This is a genomic window from Williamsia deligens (assembly GCF_024171765.1).
Lineage (GTDB): Bacteria > Actinomycetota > Actinomycetes > Mycobacteriales > Mycobacteriaceae > Williamsia_A > Williamsia_A deligens.
In genome coordinates, this window is sequence record NZ_JAMTCI010000005.1 from 86,488 (window position 1) to 108,865 (window position 22,378).

At 69.0% G+C, this 22,378-nt stretch carries 21 protein-coding genes; 10 read left to right on the forward strand and 11 right to left on the reverse strand.

Annotated features, from left to right (window positions below; translation table 11 throughout):
• Positions 1 to 78 precede the first annotated feature (78 nt).
• The 4 genes from LX14_RS20000 to LX14_RS20015 are packed head-to-tail and all read left to right on the forward strand — an operon-like array spanning position 79 to position 4,591.
• Positions 79 to 1,581, forward strand: coding sequence for an extracellular solute-binding protein (locus LX14_RS20000; RefSeq protein ID WP_308214147.1), 1,503 nt, complete (start codon positions 79 to 81; stop codon positions 1,579 to 1,581).
• Positions 1,578 to 2,576, forward strand: coding sequence for a carbohydrate ABC transporter permease (locus LX14_RS20005; protein WP_253649133.1), 999 nt, complete (start codon positions 1,578 to 1,580; stop codon positions 2,574 to 2,576). The genes LX14_RS20000 and LX14_RS20005 overlap by 4 nt, the downstream gene beginning before the upstream one ends.
• Before the next feature lie 8 nt (positions 2,577 to 2,584).
• A complete protein-coding gene (locus tag LX14_RS20010) occupies positions 2,585 to 3,415 on the forward strand; it encodes a carbohydrate ABC transporter permease (protein ID WP_253649134.1) in 831 nt (276 codons plus the stop codon).
• Between the two features lie 3 nt (positions 3,416 to 3,418).
• A complete protein-coding gene (locus LX14_RS20015) occupies positions 3,419 to 4,591 on the forward strand; it encodes an ABC transporter ATP-binding protein (RefSeq protein ID WP_253649135.1) in 1,173 nt (390 codons plus the stop codon).
• Between the two features lie 54 nt (positions 4,592 to 4,645).
• On the opposite strand, the gene LX14_RS20020 is transcribed toward LX14_RS20015, so the two are convergent.
• Entirely contained in the window at positions 4,646 to 5,500 is an 855-nt protein-coding gene (locus tag LX14_RS20020) for a chromosome partitioning protein ParB (protein WP_253649136.1), read from the reverse strand.
• The gene (locus LX14_RS20025; RefSeq protein WP_253649137.1) at positions 5,490 to 6,227 is read right to left on the reverse strand and encodes a metallophosphoesterase family protein; all 738 of its coding nucleotides are present in this window, start codon (positions 6,225 to 6,227) and stop codon (positions 5,490 to 5,492) included. Before LX14_RS20025 ends, LX14_RS20020 begins: the two co-directional genes overlap by 11 nt.
• Positions 6,228 to 6,266: 39 nt before the next feature.
• Between LX14_RS20025 and LX14_RS20030 the strand changes: the two genes are divergently transcribed.
• Entirely contained in the window at positions 6,267 to 6,848 is a 582-nt protein-coding gene (locus tag LX14_RS20030; protein WP_253649138.1) for a suppressor of fused domain protein, read from the forward strand.
• Positions 6,849 to 6,851: 3 nt separating this feature from the next.
• On the opposite strand, the gene LX14_RS20035 is transcribed toward LX14_RS20030, so the two are convergent.
• The gene (locus tag LX14_RS20035) at positions 6,852 to 7,919 is read right to left on the reverse strand and encodes a magnesium and cobalt transport protein CorA (protein ID WP_253649139.1); all 1,068 of its coding nucleotides are present in this window, start codon (positions 7,917 to 7,919) and stop codon (positions 6,852 to 6,854) included.
• 89 nt (positions 7,920 to 8,008) lie between these two features.
• Here LX14_RS20035 and LX14_RS20040 point away from each other — a divergent pair, with 89 nt between their 5' ends.
• The gene (locus tag LX14_RS20040; protein WP_253649140.1) at positions 8,009 to 8,986 is read left to right on the forward strand and encodes a glycine betaine ABC transporter substrate-binding protein; all 978 of its coding nucleotides are present in this window, start codon (positions 8,009 to 8,011) and stop codon (positions 8,984 to 8,986) included.
• 9 nt (positions 8,987 to 8,995) lie between these two features.
• The gene (locus tag LX14_RS20045; protein ID WP_253649141.1) at positions 8,996 to 9,778 is read left to right on the forward strand and encodes an MBL fold metallo-hydrolase; all 783 of its coding nucleotides are present in this window, start codon (positions 8,996 to 8,998) and stop codon (positions 9,776 to 9,778) included.
• Here the strand turns inward: LX14_RS20045 and LX14_RS20050 are convergent.
• From LX14_RS20050 to LX14_RS20060, 3 genes are all read right to left on the reverse strand, one after another.
• Positions 9,761 to 10,357, reverse strand: a complete 597-nt coding sequence (locus tag LX14_RS20050) for a hypothetical protein (RefSeq protein WP_253649142.1) — start codon at positions 10,355 to 10,357, stop codon at positions 9,761 to 9,763. The genes LX14_RS20045 and LX14_RS20050 overlap by 18 nt on opposite strands.
• A 36-nt stretch (positions 10,358 to 10,393) precedes the next feature.
• Positions 10,394 to 10,939 (reverse strand): hypothetical protein, encoded by a 546-nt coding sequence (locus LX14_RS20055; protein ID WP_253649143.1) that lies wholly within the window; start codon positions 10,937 to 10,939, stop codon positions 10,394 to 10,396.
• A 64-nt stretch (positions 10,940 to 11,003) separates the two neighbouring features.
• Complete coding sequence (locus LX14_RS20060; protein WP_253649144.1) at positions 11,004 to 11,879, reverse strand: LysR family transcriptional regulator; 876 nt, start codon at positions 11,877 to 11,879, stop codon at positions 11,004 to 11,006.
• Positions 11,880 to 11,949: 70 nt separating this feature from the next.
• Here LX14_RS20060 and LX14_RS20065 point away from each other — a divergent pair, with 70 nt between their 5' ends.
• Positions 11,950 to 12,300, forward strand: a complete 351-nt coding sequence (locus LX14_RS20065) for a nuclear transport factor 2 family protein (protein WP_253649145.1) — start codon at positions 11,950 to 11,952, stop codon at positions 12,298 to 12,300.
• Positions 12,301 to 12,397: 97 nt separating this feature from the next.
• Entirely contained in the window at positions 12,398 to 13,702 is a 1,305-nt protein-coding gene (locus LX14_RS20070; RefSeq protein ID WP_253649146.1) for an HNH endonuclease signature motif containing protein, read from the forward strand.
• Positions 13,703 to 13,871: 169 nt separating this feature from the next.
• Here LX14_RS20070 and LX14_RS21075 read toward each other — a convergent pair whose 3' ends face one another.
• The 4 genes from LX14_RS21075 to LX14_RS20090 form a co-directional block, all read right to left on the reverse strand.
• Positions 13,872 to 14,321 carry a hypothetical protein gene (locus LX14_RS21075; RefSeq protein ID WP_253649147.1) on the reverse strand — a complete coding sequence of 150 codons (450 nt, stop codon included), beginning with the start codon at positions 14,319 to 14,321 and terminating at the stop codon, positions 13,872 to 13,874.
• Between the two features lie 77 nt (positions 14,322 to 14,398).
• Entirely contained in the window at positions 14,399 to 15,247 is an 849-nt protein-coding gene (locus LX14_RS20080) for an alpha/beta hydrolase (RefSeq protein ID WP_301284004.1), read from the reverse strand.
• Between the two features lie 71 nt (positions 15,248 to 15,318).
• Entirely contained in the window at positions 15,319 to 16,149 is an 831-nt protein-coding gene (locus LX14_RS20085) for an SDR family NAD(P)-dependent oxidoreductase (RefSeq protein WP_253649149.1), read from the reverse strand.
• 18 nt (positions 16,150 to 16,167) lie between these two features.
• Positions 16,168 to 17,688 (reverse strand): flavin-containing monooxygenase, encoded by a 1,521-nt coding sequence (locus LX14_RS20090; protein ID WP_253649150.1) that lies wholly within the window; start codon positions 17,686 to 17,688, stop codon positions 16,168 to 16,170.
• A 69-nt stretch (positions 17,689 to 17,757) separates the two neighbouring features.
• Here LX14_RS20090 and LX14_RS20095 point away from each other — a divergent pair, with 69 nt between their 5' ends.
• The gene (locus LX14_RS20095) at positions 17,758 to 18,396 is read left to right on the forward strand and encodes a TetR/AcrR family transcriptional regulator (RefSeq protein WP_253649151.1); all 639 of its coding nucleotides are present in this window, start codon (positions 17,758 to 17,760) and stop codon (positions 18,394 to 18,396) included.
• Positions 18,397 to 18,503: 107 nt separating this feature from the next.
• Here LX14_RS20095 and LX14_RS20100 read toward each other — a convergent pair whose 3' ends face one another.
• Positions 18,504 to 22,364, reverse strand: a complete 3,861-nt coding sequence (locus tag LX14_RS20100) for a multifunctional oxoglutarate decarboxylase/oxoglutarate dehydrogenase thiamine pyrophosphate-binding subunit/dihydrolipoyllysine-residue succinyltransferase subunit (protein WP_253649204.1) — start codon at positions 22,362 to 22,364, stop codon at positions 18,504 to 18,506.
• Positions 22,365 to 22,378: the final 14 nt, after the last annotated feature.

The window sequence follows — 22,378 nt, forward strand, 5'->3', positions numbered from 1 at the left end:
TATAACGTATCGCCTCAGGCATTCGATGGCGCACGCCGGACATCTCTGGTGTCGTGCTCAGGCCGCAAGGAGGCGCACGTGGCGGGGAACGATGGCTCCGGCGGGGGACCACGCACGACCGGTGTGAACCGGTCGTCGCGGCGGCGTTCCCGCCGTCGACTCGCACTGGCCGCCATGGCGGCCGCGGTGGTGGTCCCCACGATCGCCGCCTGTGGTTCGGGATACACGCAGGGCACGATCAACGTCTACGCGCCGCCGGACAACGCGTCCCTCATCGACACGGTGGGCAAGGACTGCTCGACGCGGTCGAACGGCGCGTATCAGGTTGTGACGCACAAGCTCCCGCGCAGTGCGGACGACCAGCGCCTGCAGCTCGCACGCCGTCTCGCGGGCAACGACTCGGGGATCGACATCCTCGGCATGGACGTCGTCTGGACCGCGGAGTTCGCCGACGCGGGCTGGCTCGTCCCCGTCCCCGACGACCTCGCCGGGCCGATCCGGTCGCAGTCGCTGCCCGGCCCGCTCGAGACGGCGGAGTGGAAGTCGGAGGGCGACAGCGCGAAACGGCTCTACGCGATCCCGACGTGGACCAACACACAGTTGCTCTGGTACCGCCCCGACATCCTGAAGCAGTACCTCGGCCGGACCACCCCACCCGCGACGTGGGACCAGTTGCTGTCCGACAACGAGACGATCCGCAAGGCGTGGAAGGGCCCCGGCCCCGCGCCGAGCTACATCGAGGTCCAGGGCGCCCAGTACGAGGGCCTCATGGTCTGGTTCAACACGCTGCTGCAGAGCGCCGGCGGTGAGGTCGTCGACCCGAACGACCCGAGCAAGGTGACCCTCACCGACACCCCCGAGCACCGCGCGGCGACGGTGAAGGCACTGGAGGTGATGCGGTCGATCGCGCGCGCCCCCGGCGCCGACCCGTCGCTGAGCAACGCCAAGGAGGACGACGGCCGTCGCACGATGGAGAACGGTCTGTCGACCTTCCAGATCAACTACCCCTTCGTGTTCCCGTCGATGCGCAAGAACGCCGCGACCGGTGCGGTGCCCTTCTTCCCCGAGATGGCACAGTTCAAGTCGCTGTTCGCCGACGAGGACAACCCGCCGAAGGACTCGAGCCTCGGACGGGTCAACCAGGTGGTGCGCACCAGGTTCGACTTCGCCCGGTACCCCGGCGCCGTGGCGAACGAGCCGGCGAAGGTGACGGTCGGCGGTGTGAACTTCGCCGTCGCGGACACCTCGAAGCAGAAGGACCTCGCGTTCCAGGCGGCGTCCTGCCTCACCGACGCCAAGGCGCAGAACGTCTACTCGGTGCAGGGCGGCACACCGCCGACCATCGCATCGGTCTACGACGACCCCGCGTTCAAGGCGGTCTACCCGATGGGTGACCAGATCCGGGCGCAGCTGCAGACGAACTCGTCCTCGGCGCGCCCGGCATCCCCGGTGTACCAGGCGATCTCGACACTGCTGACCGCCAAGCTCAGCCCACCGGGATCGCTCGACCCACAGACCGGACCGGACGTCCTCGCCGAGCAGGTCCGCAACGCAATCGACGGCAAGGGGCTGATCCCATGACGACAGCGGACCCGAACGCGATCGGCGGGGCGCGGCAGCGCGGACGCCACGCGGCGCCGGAATCCTCGACATCCCAGGCTGTGACGACCGCGGACCCGCCGGCCAAGAAGGCGGCGTCGGAGGGCAAGAAGGCAGACCGTCGGCTCGGTCTCATGCTCATCGCGCCCGCTGTCGTCGTCATGCTCGTCGTCACCGGCTACCCGATCGTCTACTCGGTGTACCTCAGCCTCTTCAAGGCGAGCCTGTCGGCACCGGGCAAGAACGAGTTCGTGTGGTTCTCCAACTACGCCACCGCGCTGAGCGACCAGTACTGGTGGTCGTCGTTCGCGATCACCCTGGGGATCACGGTCGTCTCGGTGGTCATCGAGTTCGTCCTCGGACTCGCGGTCGCGCTCGTCATGCACCGGACGTTGTTCGGGCGCGGGCTCATCCGCACGGTCGTGCTCATCCCGTACGGCATCGTCACCGCCGTCGCCGCCCTGTCCTGGTACTACGCCTGGACCCCGGAGACCGGCTACCTCGCGAACCTGCTGCCCACCGGGTCGGCTCCGCTGACCCAGCAGTGGCCGTCGCTGGCGGTCATCGTCCTCGCCGAGGTGTGGAAGACGACGCCGTTCATGGCCCTGCTGCTGCTGGCCGGTCTGGCCCTCGTCCCCGACGATCTGCTCAAGGCAGCCCAGGTCGACGGCGCGGGTGCGTGGACGCGACTGATCAAGATCACGCTGCCGCTGATGAAGCCCGCGATCCTGGTCGCGCTGCTCTTCCGCACGCTCGACGCCTTCCGCGTGTTCGACAACATCTACGTCCTGACCAAGGGGGCGAACAACACCTATTCGGTGTCGATGTTGGGCTACGACAACCTGTTCAAGGCGTTCAACCTCGGCGTCGGGTCCGCGATCAGCGTGCTCATCTTCATCGCCGTCGCGATCATCGCGTTCCTGTTCATCAAGGGCTTCGGCGCGTCGGCGCCCGGCGCCGACCAAGAGGGGCGGTAGTCACACCCATGAACGTCACCGCGGGACGCCGTGTCGGTTGGTCCGTCATCAACCTGCTCGTCATCCTCTATGCGCTCATCCCGGTGTTGTGGATCGTCAGCCTGTCCTTCAAGCCGCAGGCCAAGGTCACCGACGGCAACTTCATCCCCACGTCGTTGTCGTTCGAGAACTACCGGAACATCTTCAAGACCAACGAGTTCACCTCGGCCCTGATCAACTCGATCGGCATCGGACTCATCACCACGGTGATCGCCGTGGTGATCGGGACCTTCGCCGCCTACGCGGTGGCCCGCCTGGACTTCCCGGGCAAGAAGATCTTCATCGGCGTGACCCTGCTGATCGCGATGTTCCCCCAGATCTCGCTGGTGACACCGCTGTTCAACATCGAACGGTCCGTCGGTCTGTTCGACACCTGGCCGGGCCTGATCCTGCCGTACATCACCTTCGCCCTGCCGCTGGCGGTCTACACGCTCTCGGCCTTCTTCCGGGAGATCCCCTGGGAGCTGGAGAAGGCGGCGAAGATGGACGGGGCCACGCCCGCGCAGGCGTTCCGACGCGTCATCGCACCGCTCGCCGCGCCGGGCATCGTCACGGCGGCCATCCTGGTCTTCATCTTCGCCTGGAACGACCTGCTGCTCGCCCTGTCGCTGACGTCGACGGAGCGGTCGATCACCGCGCCGGTGGCGATCACGAACTTCACGGGCAGCTCCCAGTTCGAGGACCCGACCGGGTCTGTGGCCGCCGCTGCGGTGGTCATCACCATCCCGATCATCGTCTTCGTCCTCATTTTCCAACGTCGTATCGTCGCCGGTCTGACCTCCGGCGCTGTGAAGGGATAACCCATGGCCGACATCGTTCTGGACAAGGTGAGCAAGCGATACGCCGACGGTTCCCTCGCGGTGAGCGAGGTGGACATCGAGATCGCCGACGGGGAGTTCATCATCCTGGTCGGTCCGTCGGGCTGCGGGAAGTCGACGACGCTGAACATGATCGCGGGCCTCGAGGACATCTCCGAGGGTGAGCTGCGCATCGGCGGTACCCGCGTCAACGAGAAGGCACCCAAGGACCGTGACATCGCGATGGTGTTCCAGTCCTACGCGCTGTACCCGCACATGTCGGTGCGCGACAACATCGCGTTCCCGCTGAAGTTGGCGAAGATGTCGAAGGGCGAGATCGACTCCAAGGTCTCCGAGGCGTCGAGGATCCTCGACCTCGACCAGTACCTGGATCGCAAGCCCGCCAACCTCTCCGGTGGGCAGCGACAGCGTGTCGCGATGGGTCGCGCGATCGTCCGGTCGCCGCAGGCCTTCCTCATGGACGAGCCGCTGTCCAACCTCGACGCGAAGCTGCGCGTGCAGATGCGGTCGGAGATCTCGCGCCTGCAGCAGCGTCTGGGGACCACGACCGTCTACGTCACCCACGACCAGACCGAGGCGATGACCCTCGGCGACAGGGTGGTCGTGTTGCGCGGTGGGCACGTCCAGCAGATCGGGACCCCGCAGGAGCTCTACAGCCGCCCGACGAACCTCTTCGTCGCCGGGTTCATCGGGTCACCCGCGATGAACTTCCTGCCCGGCCGTCTCACCGGTTCCGGGGTGGAGACCGCCCTGGGGACCATCGCGGTGCCCGAACACGACCGGGCGGTGCAGAGGGCGCAGTCGCTGCGGTCGTCGGGTGACGTGCTGGTGGGCATCCGGCCGGAACACTTCGAGGACCCGCGCCTGCTCGACGACTCGGCCCGCTCCCGCGGCGGGACGTTCACCGCCCACATCGAGGTGCTCGAGTCGATGGGATCGGACTCCTACGCCTACTTCTCCGTCGGCGGCGACCGCGCGGCGAGCGATGCGCTCGCCGAGCTGTCCGCCGACTCCGGAGCCGATCTCGGTGGCAACCAGTTCATCGCACGGCTGTCGCCCGAGTCGTCGGTGTCGAAGGGGCAGGACGCCGAACTCTGGTATGACGCCGGCAAGGTCGCGCTCTTCGACCAGTCGTCGGGCCACAACCTGCTGGCCTGACACCCCTCTCGTCCGCACCCCGGCTTCTCCGCGACTCCGCGGCCCGACCTGAGCTCACTGCCTCCGGCGGGCCGCGGAGTCGCGGAGTTCGTCGATGATCTCCTCGTCCCAGATGTGCTTGCGGACCAGGCGATAACGCTCGCACGCCAGCCACATGTAGAGCTCGGCGTCGGTCGCCTCGGGCCGGATCTCGGCGCGACGCGCCATGCGGACCACCGGGAGGAACTCCTCGCCGAACCACCGGCGGGCCACCTCGGCGCGTCCGAGGAACTCACCGAGTTCCTGGCTGAGCCGGAACCCCCACGCCTCGACGTTCTCGGCGAGTTCGGCGTAGTCGAAGGGGTCGGCGACGGCGATCGCGTCGGCCTGTTTGCCCCGCAGGGGCACCCGCGACAGGAAGAGTCGACGGTGGTCCTTGAGCGCCAGGTCGGACACGCCGTTGATGCCCTCGGGTGAGATGCGGGTGTGGATCTCGGTGACGTAGGCGTCGATGGTCTCGATGTGGCGGGCGATCGCGATGGACACGCGGTGGTGCCCGTCGACCACGAAGTGCATGTCGCCGATGCGGTAGAGCACCACCGGTGGCATCGCCTCACCGCGACGCTGCGCCGCCGCGATCCGCTGCCAGCGGGCCCGGATGCGTGCCGACGTCGGCCGGAACAGGCGATCGAAATCCCGTGTCCGGTCGACACTGCCGACGATGGTCGACACCTTGACCACGACGAGACCGATCGACGTCTCGCCGGTGCGCCCCAGCGCGGCGACGACCTCGTCGAACGGCAGCACGGTGTTGACGTCGGCGGGTTGGCGGGTGAACCAGGCCGACAGGCGCGCGAGTTCGGCCCGGCGCCGTTGACGACTGAAGTCGTTCTCGGCGTCGGCGTCGGGGAATCCCGTGTCACGCGCCATGACGCCGCCGCGTGATCGTGATGCCGTCCCCGCCGGGGTCGATGTCGAAGACCGTGTAGCCCACGGTGTTCACCGACACGGCGGCGTCGCCGGTGCCGCCGGCGCCGAAGGGGATCCGGAGATCGGCCGGTCGGGTGCCGTAGGGGTGGACGTGCCCGTGCACGAGCGTCTGCGGCCGCAGCGACCGGACCAGGTCGACGAGACACGCGAAACCCCGGTGCGGTGCGTCGGTGCCGTCGCCGTAGCCCTGCGCGGGGCTGTGCGTGAGGAGGATGTCGATCCCGGGCGTGCGGTGGCCGCGCAGTCGCCGGACCCGCGCGATCGCCGACTCGCGTCGGTGCAGCGCCCGGGCACGCCGCCGTTGCGTCTGCTCGCGGTACTGGTTGGGGCCGCCGTTGTAGCGGATCGACCCGCCGAGCCCCGCGATGCGGAGACCGGCGACCGTCACCACCCGGCCGTCGGCGTTCACGGCGCCGCACGGCCCGGGGTCGACCGCGGGGAGCCCGGCGCGGGTCCACCCGGACCGCCCGCGCCGGAACCCCGACATGTCGCGGTCGTGGTTGCCCGGCACGTAGACGCAGGGCGCACCGCTGCGGGTGGCGAGGGTCTCGAGGTAGTCGAACGGGAGATCGCCCGCGCCGAGCACGAGGTCGGGGGCGATCTGCTCGGCGATGCCGCAGAGCAGTCCGTCGACCACCTCGTCGGCAACCGCGAGCACCCGGACCATGGCCGTCAGGGTACAACCGGGTCTGGGAGACTGGACGCGATGAGCGAGTCGGTGACAGACGCGGTCGCAGCACACCTGCGGGCGGCGGTCGGGACAGAACCCCAGCGTGCCTCGGTGACGTTCCTCGGCCTGGAGCCGATGGACGTGCTCCGGTTCGCCACCGACGACGGCGTGGTGTTCGCCAGCGTCGGGTGCTCGCGGCACCCGATGACCGACCCGACGGGATTCGACGTCGACCCGCTGCGGGGTCCCCGCGCCGAGGTCGTGGTGCGGATGCGGTCGGCGGGGGATCTCGCCGGTCTGCACCGGTCGCTGGCGGTTCTCGCCGCGGCCCCCGCGGTCGAGGGGATGGTGCTCGTCCCCGACGCCCTCGTCGACCTGTCGGAGCCGCTGTGGACGGGGTCGTCGTGCACCGCGGTGGTGTTGCAGGCCGACGTCGTCGAGCAGTGTCCGCTGCCCGCGCCCATGTCGCCGGTGGAGTTCCTGCGGGCCGTGCCGATCACCGCGAACGAGGCCGCCTGGGTGCGGCTGCGCGGTGTGGACGAACTCCGGCGTGCATGGACCGAAGCCGGCGTCGACATCGCCGACCCCCACCGCGTCGCCGTCGACCCGGGGGCCTGAGCCTCAGAGCCAGTGGTTGCGACGGAAGGTGCGCCAGAGGCCGACGCAGACCGTCGCGAGGAACAGCAGCAGGATGTAATAGCTGTAGCGCCAGTGCAGTTCGGGCATGTTGTCGAAGTTCATGCCGTAGATGCCCGCGAACATCGTCGGGACCGACGCGATCGCGACCCACGAGGTGATCTTGCGCATGTCGGTGTTCTGCTGGATCCCGACCTTCGCCGAGGCCGCCCCGAGCAGCGAGGTGAGGACCTCGTCGTAGGTCGCGACCCGATCGGAGACCGTGATCTGGTGGTCGAGGACGTCACGCAGGTAGCGACGGACCTCCTTGGGGCACAGGTCGTTCTCCGGTGACGTCAGACGCTGCAGCGGCGCGGTGAGGGGTGCGACGGCCCGGCGCAGCTCGGTGATCTCCCGCTTGAGCAGGTACACCGGGTCGATCTGGACGGTGCCGCTGGGGGCGAAGATCGCACCCTCGATCGCGTCGACGTCGGTCTCGACGGCGGCCGTGACGTCGAGGTAGGTGTCCACCACGTGGTCGGCGATGGCGTGCATCACCGCGTACGGGCCGAGACGGAGACGGTCCGGGCGTGCTTCGAGCTCGGCGCGGACGCCCGCGAGATGGGTGAAGTCGCCGTGACGGACCGTGATGACGAAATCCGGGCCGACGAAGATCATGATCTCGCCGGTCTCGACCACCTCGCTGGTGGTGGTCAGCGATTCGTGCTCGACGTATTTCACCGTGCGCAACACGATGAACTGGGTGTCGTCGTACCGCTCGAGCTTCGGGCGCTGGTGGGCGTGCACGGCGTCCTCGGCCATCAGCTCGTGCAGACCGAAGGTCTCGGCGACATCGGCCATCTGGCGGTCGTCGGGGGCGTGCAGACCCACCCAGACGAAACCCTCGCCGAGGCTGCGCACCTGCTTGAGGGCGCCGCTGTGGGTCCACCGACCGGGTCGACGCTGTCCGTCGACGTAGACGGCGCAGTCGACGACGGCGCGGGCCGGCGGGATGGGGATGCGGGGACGGTCGGCGGGACCTCCCGTGGATCGAAGCGAGGGCAACGACGGCATCGTCAGACCTCCTGTTCCCGCGGCGACCCGGACGCGCGCCATCCTACGACGCGCGGTCGCACACCCTGCCTCGACTAGCGTGGTCTCCCGTGATCGCGCCCCGGCCCCGGCCCACCCGCCGTGTGTTCCGTGTACTCGCGGCGCTCGTCGCCGGTCTGGTCGCGACGAGCGTGGCGGTGTCGTGCTCGACGAGCACCTCGCCGCAGGACGCGCCTCTGGTCATGGGTGCCGGGGACGGTGTGGCGGGGGCCGTGGTCGCCGACATCTACCGGCAGGTGCTGCGGTCCACGGGTGCGCCCGTCGCCGACGACACGACGGTGGGGGACTACGGGCGACTCCTCGACGACATGACCGCCGGTCGGGTCGCGCTCTTCGGCGCCTTCGACGGTGCGCTGCTGGCGCGTCTCGCCCCGTCGTCGACGGCGACATCCGCCGACGACGTCTACACCGACCTCAACCGTGCTCTGCCACAGGGTGTCTCGGTGGGGGACGCGACCACCGTGAGCGACCAGCTGCAGGTGGTGGTGCCGTCGGCGCAGGCGTCCGCGGCGGGGGTCGACGAGCTGTCGGAGTGCGGTCGCCTTCCCGGCGGGCTCGCCCTCGTCGGAGACAGGGAGCCCGATCCGACGACGATGGCGGCACTGACCGCCGCGGGCTGCCGCTTCGCGCCCTACCGGCGTCTGGGTTCGGTCGACGAGGTGATCGCGACGGTGCGGTCGGGCCGGGCGGCGGGTCTGGTCTCTCCGCTGTCGTCGGCGGGGACCGCCGCGGACCTCACCGCGCTGCGCACCGCGTCGCCGGCCTCGGACGACGGGTCCGGCACGTCCACGCCGCCCTCCTCGGCCCCGGGACCGTCCCCCTCCGCGGATCCGGCGGCCGTCCGAGCTCAGGTCCTGGTGCCGGTGTACGCGTCGGGGGTGCTGACCCGGGAGCGCATCACCGCGATCAACAAGGTCGCGGGCGAGCTCACCACCGCCGACCTCGCCACGATGGCGCAGCGTGTCGCCGGCCGGCAGGCGACGGTGTCCGCGGTCGTCGGCGGCTGGCTCGCCGAACACGGGTTCTAGACCGACGCGATGGACGACGGATCCGCCACGACGATCACCTGGTGGGGTCACGCGACCACCACCGTCGTCGACAGTGGTGTGCGCGTCCTGACCGACCCGGTGCTCACCCGGGGCGTCGCACATCTGCGGCGTCGTCGCGGGCCGGTTCCGGCTGCTGATGCGGCTCGCGCGGACGTCGTCCTCGTGTCCCACCTGCACTCCGATCACCTGCACGTCCGATCGCTCGCCCGCGTGGATCCCTCGGCGGTCGTCGTCCTCCCTCGAGGAGCGCGTCGTGCGGTCCCGGGGCTGTCGGTGCTGCGTGGCCGGGACATCCGTGAGATGGGTGTCGGCGACCTCGTCGACATCGGCCCGGTGCGCATCCGGGCGGTGCCCGCCGACCACGACGGACGCCGCCATCCGCTGGCCCGGGCACGGGTCGACCCGCTCGGGTTCGTCGTCGAGGGGGCCGCGCGGACCTACTTCGCCGGCGACACCGATCTGTTCGACGGCATGGCCGCAGCAGTCGGGCCCTGCGATGTCGCGCTGCTGCCCGTCGGTGGCTGGGGTCCGGGTCTCGGGGATGGGCACATGACGGCGGAGCGTGCCGCGATCGCGGCGGGTCTGCTGCGTCCGCGGCTGGCGATACCCGTCCACTTCGGCACCTTGTGGCCGGTGGGGCTCGGCGCCGTGGCACCCGACGAGTTCCTGCCACCGGGAGGCGAGTTCGTCCGGGCTGCGGCACGCCTCGCCCCGGAGACGACCGCTGTCGAACTGTTGCCGGGCGAGACCAGGTCAGTCGACGCGCACTGAGGTCCTCGACCGGACGAGCAGACGTCGGCGGACCGCCCAGATGGGGAACGCCCGGCCGCGCCGCAGGATGCGCAACATCCGGTAGCGGTCGTAGAGCGTCACGATCAGCGAGATGAGCAGCAGGAAGAACAGCGACGGGATCGGTTGCACCGCCGGGCCGCCCGGTGTCGGCAGGAGGGTCAGCACCACCACGACGCCGGCGTTGATCGCCGCGACGGCGATGAACTGGGACACCGTGGAGGTCCACTCCACGCCACGCCCGGCGATGTGGTGGCTCACCACCGAGTTCGCGACGACGAGGATCGCCACGGTCACGATGATCTGGGTCGTGGACGCCCGGACCCCGGGCAGGATCCGCGAGAAGATCAGGAGCAGCATCGAGACCAGCACGATCTTCTCGACCAGCGGACCGCGCAGGAACGCGCTCTGGGTCGCCCGGACGCCCGCGGGCACCTGTTCCACGTCACCGCCGCGCGTCCGCGCCGCGACGTCGAACCCGAACGGCCAGTCCCCGGCGGGCAAGCGCCTGCCACCGAACCGGATCGCGACGGCCAGCGCGGCGACGACGAGTGCCGCCACCGGGATCACCCACGGTCGTCCGGCGACGGCGGTGGTCTAGCTGTCGTCGATGTCCGCGCCGAGGATCGTCGTCTTCACCTCGTCGGTGACGTCGAGTTCGGCGACGTGCAGCCACCACTCCTGGGGCAGCTTGACGACCACCCAGATGCCGACGGCCATCGCCAGCAGCGTGCGGTGGCCCAGGCGGGTGGGAGCCCACCGACACCGGATCAGTTCGTAGGCGATGAAGAAGTACTCGAAGGTGTTGGGGAACACCAACAACAGCCATCGCGACGAGCTGTACTCGAACGCGACGACCCCGACGAGGCGGTAGTAGAACAGGAATCGCGCGATGCCGAACGCTGCCGGGTCCGACCAGTTCTGCAGCGTCGAGAGATACGCGATGGCCAGGTAGTAGACGTCGAGCGCCTTGTCGTAGGACTGGTACCCGGAGATGTCGAGACCCGGGACCTGTTGGAAGACGGTCTGATCGATCGCGTCGAGCACCAGCGCGGCGACGATGGCGGGGACCGGGAAGCGGGGGATGAGCAACGGCACGAGAAGCCGTCCCGCCACCACCAGCAGCACGACAGCGGTCCCCATCGCCTGCCCCTTCCCCGGCGTCACACCGGGTCGGCCCGGCAGCCGACGATAGCAACGGGCCCGCTCAGGTCCCGTCTGCGGCGGGGAGGAGGCGGTCCAGCAGGGCGCGGGTCGCCGGGGCGGGATCGTCGCGCCACACGATCCCCAGACTCGACCGGGCGCGCGGGTCGTCGATGCGGATGTCGACCACCCCGCCTGCGCCGCGTCCGGTGGTCTGCGAGAGCACTGCGACACCGAGGCCGCGCGCAGCGAGGGCCAGTGCGGTCGCCGGGGTGGCGACCTCCCACCGAGGCCGTCGGCCTGCCGCACCGGCGAGGACTGCATCGAGCGCGGCGCGGGCGCCGGTGCCCTCGGGCTGCGAGATCACGTCGGCGTCGGCGAGGTCGTCGGGACCGACGGCATCCCGGGTCGCCCAGGGATGGTCCGGGGTCACCCACGCGGCGAGCCCGTCGTCGACGACGGTCACGAAGCGCAGACCGTCAGGGCCGTCGCCCGTCCAGGCGGCCACCGCGACGTCGATCTCCCCTGCGCGCACGCGATCCACGAGCGGCGCGGCGGCATCTTCGATCACCGAGATGTCGAGTCCGGGATGGGCGGCGTGCAGCGCGGCGAGCGCGTCGAACACCGGTGGCCATCCGAGCCCACCCACCGTGCCCACGCGCAGCCGGCCCGCGACGACGCCACGGATCGCCGACGCCGTGTCACGGACCGAGTCCACCGCCGCCACCGCTGCGCGGATCACCGGGATCAGGTGCTCGCCGGCTGCGGTCGGCCTGACGCGGCGGGTCGTGCGATCGAGCAGGGCCACGCCGAGTTCGCGTTCGAGCTTCGCGATCTGCGCGCTGACACCGGACTGACTCACCCGTACCGACTCGGCTGCCGCCGTGAACGACCCCTCGTCGACGACGGCGACCACGTAGCGCAGCTGGTGCAGCTCCATGACTGACGATGCTAAATGGCATCGCCATCAGCTGTTGGACAGATGACCCGGGGTCGGCGACGCTCGGAACATGACCACGGACGACACACGACGAGCGGTGACCACCTACTTCGACGCATGGAGGGACCGGGACTTCGACCGACTACGCACCGTGCTCGCCGACGACGTCGACTTCGTCGGCGTCATGGGCACAGCGCACGGGGCGGACGAGTGCATCGCCGGACTCCGGGGGATGGCGGAGTCGATCATGACCGATCTGACGCTGCACACCCGGGTGGTCGAGGGCGACGACGCGATCACCTGGTTCGACCTCCACACCGCCTCCGCTCCGCCGATCCCGACAGCGAACTGGAGCCACGTCGAGTCCGGCCTCATCACCCGGATCCGGGTCACCTTCGACCCGCGGCCGCTGGGTCTCTGAACAGCTCCGGCGCAAGTGCCTGTGGATCCGAGTCCGTTTGTGCACAGGTATCTTTCGTCCACGAGAGTTGTCGGAGGCTTCATGTACACATGTCCGTATGGAGACCACCCGCACCGTCGACGCCCGTGAGGCGTTGCGCGATGTGATGGCTGCGCTCGCCGGTCTGCCGAGCGCTGGGGATGAGGCGGAAGCGATCGACCTGATCTCGCTCGCCGAGTCAGTGAAGGCCACATGCGCTGCGGTGCAGGCGGATCAGACGCTGCGGCTGCAGGAGCTGCGATCTGACGCTGAGGCGGAGCGGGGTGTGCCGGTCGAGCGGCGGTGTCGGGGGTTGTCGGCGGAGGTGGCTCTTGCGCGGCGGGTGACGGGTAGCGCCGGTGGCCGGTATCTGGGGTTCGCCCGCGCGATGGGCGAGATGCCGAACACCTTCGCGCGGCTGCGGGAGGGAGTGTTGTCGGAATGGCGTGCGACGATCCTGGTCCGCGAGACCGCCTACCTGCAGGTCGAGGACCGGCGCGTGATCGACCACGCCCTGTGTGCAGACGCCGCGACGCTCGACGGTGTCGGTGACCGGGCGCTCGAGGCGCTGGCCAAGCAGATCGCCTATCAGCGTGATCCGCAGGCTGTGGTCGACCGCAACGCCGCCGCCCCCAAGGACCGCCGGGTGTCGATGCGTCCGAAACCCGACGCCATGGTGCAACTGTCGGCGCTGCTCCCGATGACCGCAGGCATCGCCGCCTACGCCGCGCTCAAGCAGCACGCCGACGGCCTCGTCGGAGACGGCGACCGCACCCACGCCCAGGTCATGGCCGACACGCTCCTCGAACGCCTCACCGGCAAAGCCAGGGCTGAGGATGTGGCCGTCGCAGTCGATGTCGTCGTGTCGGCGGACGTACTCGTCGGCGGCACCGACGCCGCTGCGGAGGTCGCGGGCTACGGACCCGTGCCTGCTGACACCGCCCGCGGCATCATCGCCGACGCGCTCGATGCAGACGCGCTCGTCACCCTGCGGCGACTGTTCGCCACCCCCGAAGGCGCCCTGGTGGCCATGGAATCCCGCGCCCGGATCTTCCCCAACGGTCTGCGCCGGTTCATCACCCGCCGCGACATCTCCTGCCGGATCCCGTACTGCGACGCCCCGATCGCCGAAATCGACCACGCCCACCCCCACCACGACGGCGGACCCACCGACAGCCTTAATGGCCTGGGCGAGTGCCGGACCCACAACAGGCAGAAAGAGAACCCCGGCTGGCAGGTCACCACGTCGATCGACGACGACGGCACCCACGAAGCGCTGATCCGCACACCCACCGGCCACGAACACCGGTCCCGTGCACCCGCGATGCCGCGGGATGACAACACGAACCAGGTTCGGCGAGATATGGACCGGCCTGCTGCGTGAGCCGAGTGGTGCGTGCGACGTCGTGAACTCCCGCACCTAGGTCTGCGCGCACCGGGTGATGCGTCAAAGTCGCCATTGTGTAGGCGGTTTACGGTCAAGCGGCCACCACTTGTTGGTCGTGGCATCCTGCACAACCGCATGAGACATGGAACCACTGTGTGGGCCCAAGTCAGTGCTGCTGGGGTGCCCACCCGAGCGCCGCCGCTTGCTGCCGCGCACCACGGATGGCGCTGCGGTTGCCGGCGATCGCGATCCAGTTGAACAGGATCACCGATGCGATGCTCCACCAGCCGACGGCCAGGCAGTGGTTCTGGGCACGGCGGTAGGCCGCCTCGCACTCCTCGAGGGTGCCCACCACCGTGTAGCGGCGTTGTGACCAGAGGATGAGCGCACCGGTGTGCTCGGTGAGACGCACCTGGAACCGGGGCGGCCACTGGTGCTGGGGCTGCTGCAGGAACCACTGCTGTTGCGGCGGGGCCTGCTGGGGATACGGCTGACCACTCCACTGCTGCGGCGGTCCGTATTGCGGAGGCCCGTACTGCGGCGGCGGCCCGTACTGCTGCCCGTTCGGCTGCGAAGGCGGTCCGTATCGCGGTGGTTGATTCCAGGGCTCTGTCACCGAACTCCTCCCGAGGACCCGTACACCTGCGCGGAGACGGTAGCCCATGGCCTCCGACACCACCTCGACGGCCTCGATCAGGCGGAACCGTCCAGCCGCGCGCGTAGGAATGCACCGAGGTGATCGACAGCCTCGGCGGCCTCGGCCAGCATGCTCGCCTGCAGGTGCCCGACGTGCCAGAGGCGCGGGAACTCGCGCACGTCCACGTCCACACCGGACGCGCGGGCCTTCTCGACGAAAGTCGTCGCCTGCGGGTAGAGGGCCTCCCGGACCCCGATGTGGACGACGGTCGGTGGCAACCCCGCCAGGTCTCCGTTCATCGGCGCGTACGCCGGGTCGGTCGGATCGCCGCCGGCGAGATAGGCGGCGGCACACGCTCGTGACCATGGGTGGTTGACGATGACGTCGGTCGCGTGGCCGGACACCCCGGTGTCGATCGCGGGATCCATCCAGGGCGCGATCAGACCGAGGGCTGCCGGTGTGAGGTCGTGCTCGTCGATCAGGCGTCGAGTGACGGCCACCGACAACCCGCCGCCGGCGGAGTCCCCGGCGATGGCGACACTCTCGGGCGAGAAACCGTGCGGTCCGACGAGATCGAGAAAGGCCGCGACGCCGTCCTCAACTGCCGCGGGGAACGGGTCCTCCGGTGCGAGGCGGTAGTCGGGGGCGTACACCGTCGCGTCGGTGACCGCGGCGAGAGGAGCGGTCAGACGGCGATGCGACCGGGGCGACCCCATCACATAACCGCCGCCGTGGAGATACAGCACCGCGGTGGGGTTCTCGGTCGCGCCGACGGTCACCCGCTCCGTGGGCCGACCTCCGAGCGTGATGTCGCGGACCACGGTGTCGGTCGGCAGAGGGACGACGTCGAGCGCATGGTCGGCGATGGCGCGCTGCCAGGCGACGGGCATCCGATGGTGCAGCATCGCCGCGTACAACACGCGGGTCAGCGGCTCCACGAACCCGATCGGCAACGACAGCCCCGACGGGGCGGCGCTCACCGGCGCGGCTGCAGCGTCGCGCCGGCCGCCTTGGCGACCACGGGCATGTACGCCGAGCCGAGCACCCGTACCAGCTTGTCCAGGAACTTCGCGTCGGCGCCGACGAGGATGCGCGCCTTGTTCTTCTCGACACCGGCGATGATCACCGACGCGGCCTTGGGCGAACTCATCCGGGCGAGCTTCTTGTCGAACAACGCGGCGAACTGCGCGGCGTCGGACCCCTCGTTGACGGTGGCGTTCCGGGCGATGGCCGTCTTGATGCCGCCCGGGTGGACACACGACACCGACACGGGGTGACCCGCGAGCCGCATCTCCTGGATGAGGGACTCGGTGAACCCGCGCACCGCGAACTTCGCGGCGTTGTAGGCACTCTGGCCCGGGGTCGACATCAGACCGAACAACGACGAGGTGTTCACGACGTGGCCGTCGCCGGAGGCGATCAGGTGCGGCAGGAACGCCTTCGTCCCGTTGACGACGCCCCAGTAGTCGACGTCCATGACCCGCTCGTAGGTCTTGAAGTCCGTCAACTCGACCTCGCCGTGGTGCGCGATCCCGGCGTTGTTGAAGATCGCGTTGACCTTGCCGAAGTGTGCCGCGACGGTCTCCGCGTACTCCAGGACCGCCTCACGCTCGGCGACGTTGAGCAGCTGGCTGTGCACATCGGCGCCCTTGGCCTCGAGCATCGCCGCCGTCTCCTCGAGCCCGGTGGGGTTCATGTCGGAGATGGCCAGGCGCGCACCCTTGTCGGCCAGTTGCAGTGCCAGGTCGCGTCCCATGCCGCTGGCGGCGCCGGTGACGACGACGACCTTGCCGGAGAAGTTCTTCATCGGATGTGGTCCTCCGTGTCAGGCGTTCGTGGACGCGGGTTGCGGCGCCGACGACCGGTCGGTGCCGGCGCGGTGCGTCTCGTAGGCGTCCAGGTCGAACTGCTTGGTCGCCTTACGGTAGTTGAAGGTGAAGCCGGGCCACAGGGTCGTGATGTTGCCGAAGCTGTCCTTGTACCAGCTCGAGCACCCGCCGTTCTCCCAGACGCTCGTCTGCAGGGTCGACTGCACCTCGCGGTTGTACTCGCGCTGCACGTCGGCCCGCACCTCGGTCCGCGTGATGTCGTTGCGGCGCACGGTCTTCAGCCAGTCCGCCAGGTAGTTCAGCTGCGACTCGATCATGAACACCATGGAGGTGTGGCCGAGGCCGGTGGCCGGCCCGATCATCAAAAACATGTTGGGGAACCCGTGCACGGTGGACCCCTTGTAGGCGGCCATGCCGTCGCGCGCCCACACCTGGGCGAGGCTCTCGCCCTCGCGTCCCACGATGTGCTCGAACCCCGGGGAGTCGGTCACGTGGAAGCCGGTGGCCACCACGATGGCGTCGATCTCGCGGGTCGTCCCGTCACGGCTGACGATGCCGGTGGGGGTCACCTTCGCGATGCCGTCGGTGACGATGTCGACGTTGTCCTGCCCGAGCGCGGGGTAGTAGGTGTTCGAGAGCAGGATGCGCTTGCAGCCCACCTTGAACTTCGGGGTGACCTTCTTGCGCTTCGCGGCGTCGGCGATGCCGCGACGGATGTTCGCGCGGCCGATCGCGTGCGCCGGGCGCAGGACGTCGGGGCGGTGGGTCAGGCCGTAGGACACGAGCTCGTGCCCGAGGTAGATGCCGGTGCGCGACAGACGCTGCGCGCCGGGGATGTTGTTGAAGATCCAGTGCTCCAGCTTGGTGTACTCGCGGTCCGCGCGGGGCAGGACCCAGGGAGCCGTGCGCTGGTAGACGTCCATGTGGGCGACCTTGCCGGCGAGTTCCGGGATGATCTGCACGGCGGACGCGCCGGTGCCGATGACAGCGACGCGCTTGCCGGTCAGATCGGTGTCGTGGTCCCACCGGGCCGAGTGGAAGATGGCGCCGGTGAATCCCTCGATGCCCTCGATGTCGGGCAGTCGCGGCTCGCACAGCGGGCCGATCGCGCCGACGAGGATCTCCGCGCGGACCTCGCGCTTGCCCTCGGTGGCGTGATCGGTGCTGATGATCCAGCGACCCTGCGACTCGTCCCAGCGGGCGTCGGTCACCTCGGTGCGGAACCAGGTGTGGGCGTGCAGGTCGTACTTGTCGGCGACGCGGTTGATGTACGCGTGGATCTCGGCCTGCTTGGAGAACGAGCGTGACCAGTCCGGGTTCAGCTCGAAGGAGTACGAGTAGAGGTGCGAGGGGACGTCGCAGGCGGCACCGGGATAGGTGTTGTCGCGCCATGTGCCGCCGAAGTCCGAACCGCGATCGAGGACGAGAAAGTCGTCGAAACCGTTCTGGCTGAGGGTGATGGCCGCGCCCATGCCGGAGAATCCGGCGCCGACGACGGCGACCTTGACATCGTTCATGGGTAAGATCGTACACAGTATTGACGCCCGGTCAATAGACTATTGACCATCAGTCAGTATGATGGGGTCATGACCGGCTCGAAGCGCACCCGCATGACCCCCGAGGCCCGGCGGTTGCAGCTGATCGAAGAGGGTCTGGCGATGGCGGCCGACCGCCCGCTCGACCACGTGTCGGTGGAGGCCGTCGCCGAGGCCGTCGGGGTGTCGCGCGCCCTGATCTTCCACTACTTCGACACCAAGCAGGACTTCCACGTCGCGATGGCTCGTGAGCAGTCGCAGCGGATGCTGCAGGCGACCGAGCCCGACTTCGAACTGGGTGACCCCATCGAGGTGCTGCGCGGGACCATCCGCGGCTTCGTCGACTTCGTGACTCAGAACCGGAACCTCTACCTCGCACTGATGCGCGGCTCGGCGTCGTCGGACCCGACGATGCAGGCGGTGTTCGACGAGACCCGGTCGGTGATGGTGCGCCGGACGCTCGGCAGCGTGCAGCTCGTCGGCCTCGAGCCGACGCCGCTGGTGGAGTTGGCGATCAACGGGTGGCTCGCGTTCTCCGAGGACGTCACCATCCGCTGGCTCACCGATCCGACCGTCACCCGGGACGAACTGCTCGAGTTGATCACCGTGGCCCTGCCCAGCCTCGGGGCCGTGGCGGGGGAGATGTCGGGATCCCACGTCCCCGACACGGTTCTCGCCGCCACCACCTGATCCGACTGCACAGACGGATCCGGCCGCCCACCCGACGAGTTGTCGGATGAGCGGCCGGTCGCCGATCAGGTCGGACTAGGTCACTCGAACGCCCCGACCCGGCAGGGTCATTCGAATGCCTTGTCCAGGATCTCCTGCTGCTCGACCGCGTGGACCTTGCTCGAGCCCGACGACGGCGCCGACATCGCGCGCCGCGAGACCCGGGTGAACCCGGATCCGAAGTGCTCGGGCAGGACCTCGGGCAGGTTGAGGCCGAGGAACGGCCAGGGGCCCTGGTTGGCCGGCTCGTCCTGCACCCAGCGCTTGTCGGCGGCGTTGGGGTAGCGCTCCAGGGTCTGGGCCAACCGCCGGTGCGGGATCGGGTACAGCTGCTCGACCCGCACGATGGCGATGTCCTCGCGGCCGTCCTTCTTCTTGCGGGCGGCGAGATCCCAGTAGAGCTTGCCGCTGACGAGCAACACCCGGGTGACCTTCTCCGCCGCGTCGTCGGCGACCGAGGGGTCGTCGATGATCGAGAGGAACTTGCCGTCCGTGAACTCCTCGACGGGGCTGGTCGCGGCCTTGTTGCGCAGCATCGACTTCGGGGTGAACACGACGAGCGGCCGGCTGATGCCGTCGAGGACATGTCGACGCAGCAGGTGGAAATGACTTGCCGGGGTCGACGGTTGCGCGACGGTCATCGATCCCTCCGCGCACAGCTGCAGGAACCGCTCGATCCGACCGGACGTGTGGTCGGGACCCTGGCCCTCGTGGCCGTGCGGCAGGAGCAGCACGACGTCGGACAGCTGGCCCCACTTGGCCTCACCGGACGAGATGAACTCGTCGATGATCGACTGCGCGCCGTTGACGAAGTCGCCGAACTGCGCCTCCCACACCACCATCGCGTCGGGGTTGCCGACCGAGTAGCCGTACTCGAAACCGACCACCGCGAACTCAGAGAGCGGCGAGTCGTAGGCGAGGAACCGTCCGCCCGACTGCTCGCCCTCGGTCTGCACGACCTGGTTGAGCGGGGTGTACTCCTGGCCGGTCTTGCGGTCGATGATGACCGAGTGCCGCTGGGAGAACGTGCCGCGTCGACTGTCCTGTCCGGACAACCGGACCGTGCGGCCCTCGTGGACCAGCGATCCGAACGCGAGCAGCTCGCCGAACGCCCAGTCGATGCCGCCCTCACGGGACATCTCCTGACGTCGCGTCAGCACAGGCTTCACACGCTGATGCGGTGAGAAGCCCTCGGGGACCGAGGCGAACGCGTCGCCGATGGCCTCGACGACCGACACGTCGATGCCGGTCATGAGCTTCTGGGGGAGCTGCTGGTCGGATTCGACCGACGGGCTCGGGGCCGGGGTGAACTTCTCGAGTTCCTTGACCTCGTTGAACACCCGCTCCAGCTGACCCTGGTAGTCCCGTAGGGCGTCCTCTGCCTCCTTGGTGGAGATGTCGCCGCGGCCGATCAGCGCCTCGGTGTAGCTCTTGCGGACACCGCGCTTGGTGTCGATCACGTCGTACATGGCGGGCTGCGTCATCGACGGGTCGTCGCCCTCGTTGTGACCGCGGCGGCGGTAGCAGACGAGGTCGATGACGACGTCCTTGTGGAACGCCTGGCGGTAGTCGACGGCGAGCTTCGCGGCCCACACACACGCCTCGGGATCGTCACCGTTGACGTGGAAGATCGGCGCACCGATCATCTTCGCGACGTCGGTGCAGTACTCGGTGGAACGCGAGTGCTCCGGCGCGGTGGTGAACCCGACCTGGTTGTTGACGACGATGTGGACGGTGCCGCCGGTGCGGTAACCGGGCAGCATGGCGAGGTTCAGCGTCTCGGCGACGACACCCTGTCCGGCGAACGCCGCGTCCCCGTGGAGCATGAGGGGCAGCACGGTGAACGCCTCGTCGGGCCGCTCGAGCATGTCCTGCTTGGCCCGCACCAGACCTTCGAGGACCGGGTCGACGGCCTCGAGGTGAGACGGGTTCGCGGTCAGCGAGACGTTGATCTCGTTGTCGCCGAACATCTGGTAGTACTTGCCCTCGGCGCCGAGGTGGTACTTCACGTCACCGGAACCGTGCGCCTGCGAAGGGTTCAGGTTGCCCTCGAACTCGGAGAAGATCTTCGAGTACGGCTTGCCGACGATGTTGGCGAGGACGTTGAGACGCCCGCGGTGCGGCATGCCGATCACGACCTCGTCGAGCCCGTGCTCGGCGCTCTGGTCGATGACGCCGTCCATCATCGGGATGACGGTCTCGGCGCCCTCGAGCGAGAACCGCTTCTGGCCGACGTACTTGGTCTGCAGGAACGTCTCGAACGCCTCGGCGGCGTTGAGCTTGCTCAGGATGTACTTCTGTTCGCCCACAGGCGGTTTGGAGTGCTTGATCTCCACGCGCTCCTGCAGCCACTGCTGCTGCTCCGGCTCGAGGATGTGGGTGTACTCCACCCCCACGTGGCGGCAGTAGGCGTCGCGCAGCACCGACAGGATGTCGCGCAGCTTCATCGTGTCCTGGCCGTGGAAGCCACCGACCTTGAAGTCGCGGTCGAGGTCCCACAGCGTCAGGTCGTAGGTGAGGACGTTGAGATCGGGGTGCGCTGCGCGGGCGTCGGAGTCGATCATCAACGGGTCGATGTCGGCCATGAGGTGACCGCGGCTGCGGTAGGCCGCGATGAGCTCGAGCACACGCGCGTTCTTGTCGACCGCGGGGGAGGCGATGTCCTTGCGCCAGCGGATCGGCTCGTACGGGATGTGGAACGCGGTGAAGATCTCGTCGTAGAACGCGTCGTCGAGGAGGAGGTTGTGGATCGTGCGGAGGAAGTCGCCCGATTCCGCGCCCTGGATGATGCGGTGGTCGTAGGTGGAGGTGAGCGTCATCAGCTTGCCGACGCCCATCTCGGCGATCCGCTCGTCGCTGGCACCCTGGAACTCGGCCGGGTACTCCATCGCGCCGGCGCCGATGATCGCGCCCTGGCCCTTCATCAGCCGCGGCACGGAGTGCACGGTGCCGATCGTGCCGGGGTTGGTCAGCGAGATGGTGACCCCGGAGAAGTCGTCCGCGGTCAGCTTGCCGTCGCGGGCGCGCTTGACGATGTCCTCGTAGGCGGCATGGAACTCGCCGAACTTCATCGTCTCGGTGTTCTTGATCGCCGCCACGACGAGCGACCGGCTGCCGTCCTTGCCCGGCAGGTCGATCGCGAGGCCCAGGTTGATGTGCGCCGGTGAGATCGCGTTCGGCTTGCCGTCGACCTCGTCGAAGTGCCGGTTCATGTTCGGGAACGACTTGACCGCCTGCACGATCGCGTAGCCCAGGATGTGGGTGAACGAGATCTTGCCGCCGCGGGTGCGGGCGAGGTGGTTGTTGACGACGACGCGGTTGTCGATCATCAGCTTGGCCGGGATCGCCCGGACGCTCGTGGCGGTCGGGATCTGCAACGACAGCGCCATGTTCTTGGCGACCGCGGCCGCCGCACCGCGGAGCACCTTCGAGGTGTCCTCCGCGGGAGTCGACTCACCACCGGTGGCCTTGGCGGGCGCCTTCTTGTCCGCCGCCGAGCCGTTCGAGGCGGCCTTCTTCTCCGGCGCCGGCTGCTTCTTCTCGGGGCTCTTGGCGGGCGCGTCCTTCGCCGGTGCCGCCTTGTCGCCGACCGAGTCCTTCGGCGCCGAGTCCTTCTTGATCGGGGTCGTCGCGTGCGGCGCCGTCCCCGTGGTGGGGGTGTCGCCGGCCTCGGACGCCGATGCGGCCGAGCCGTCACGGCTCTCCACGGCCTGTCCCGAGGCCGCCTTCGTGGCGGGTGCCTCGGTCACGCTCGCGGGCGACGGGCTGCCGTTCGACGTACCGGACGCGGAGCGCGACGGGGCGTGCGAGCCGTTCGAGGACGACCCGTTGGTGACGGCGGGTGAGTCCGCCGGCGGTGTGTAGGACTCGAGGAAGTCGTGCCAGCTCCGGTCGACCGAATCGGGATCCTCACGGAATCGCTGGTACATCTCCTCCACCAGCC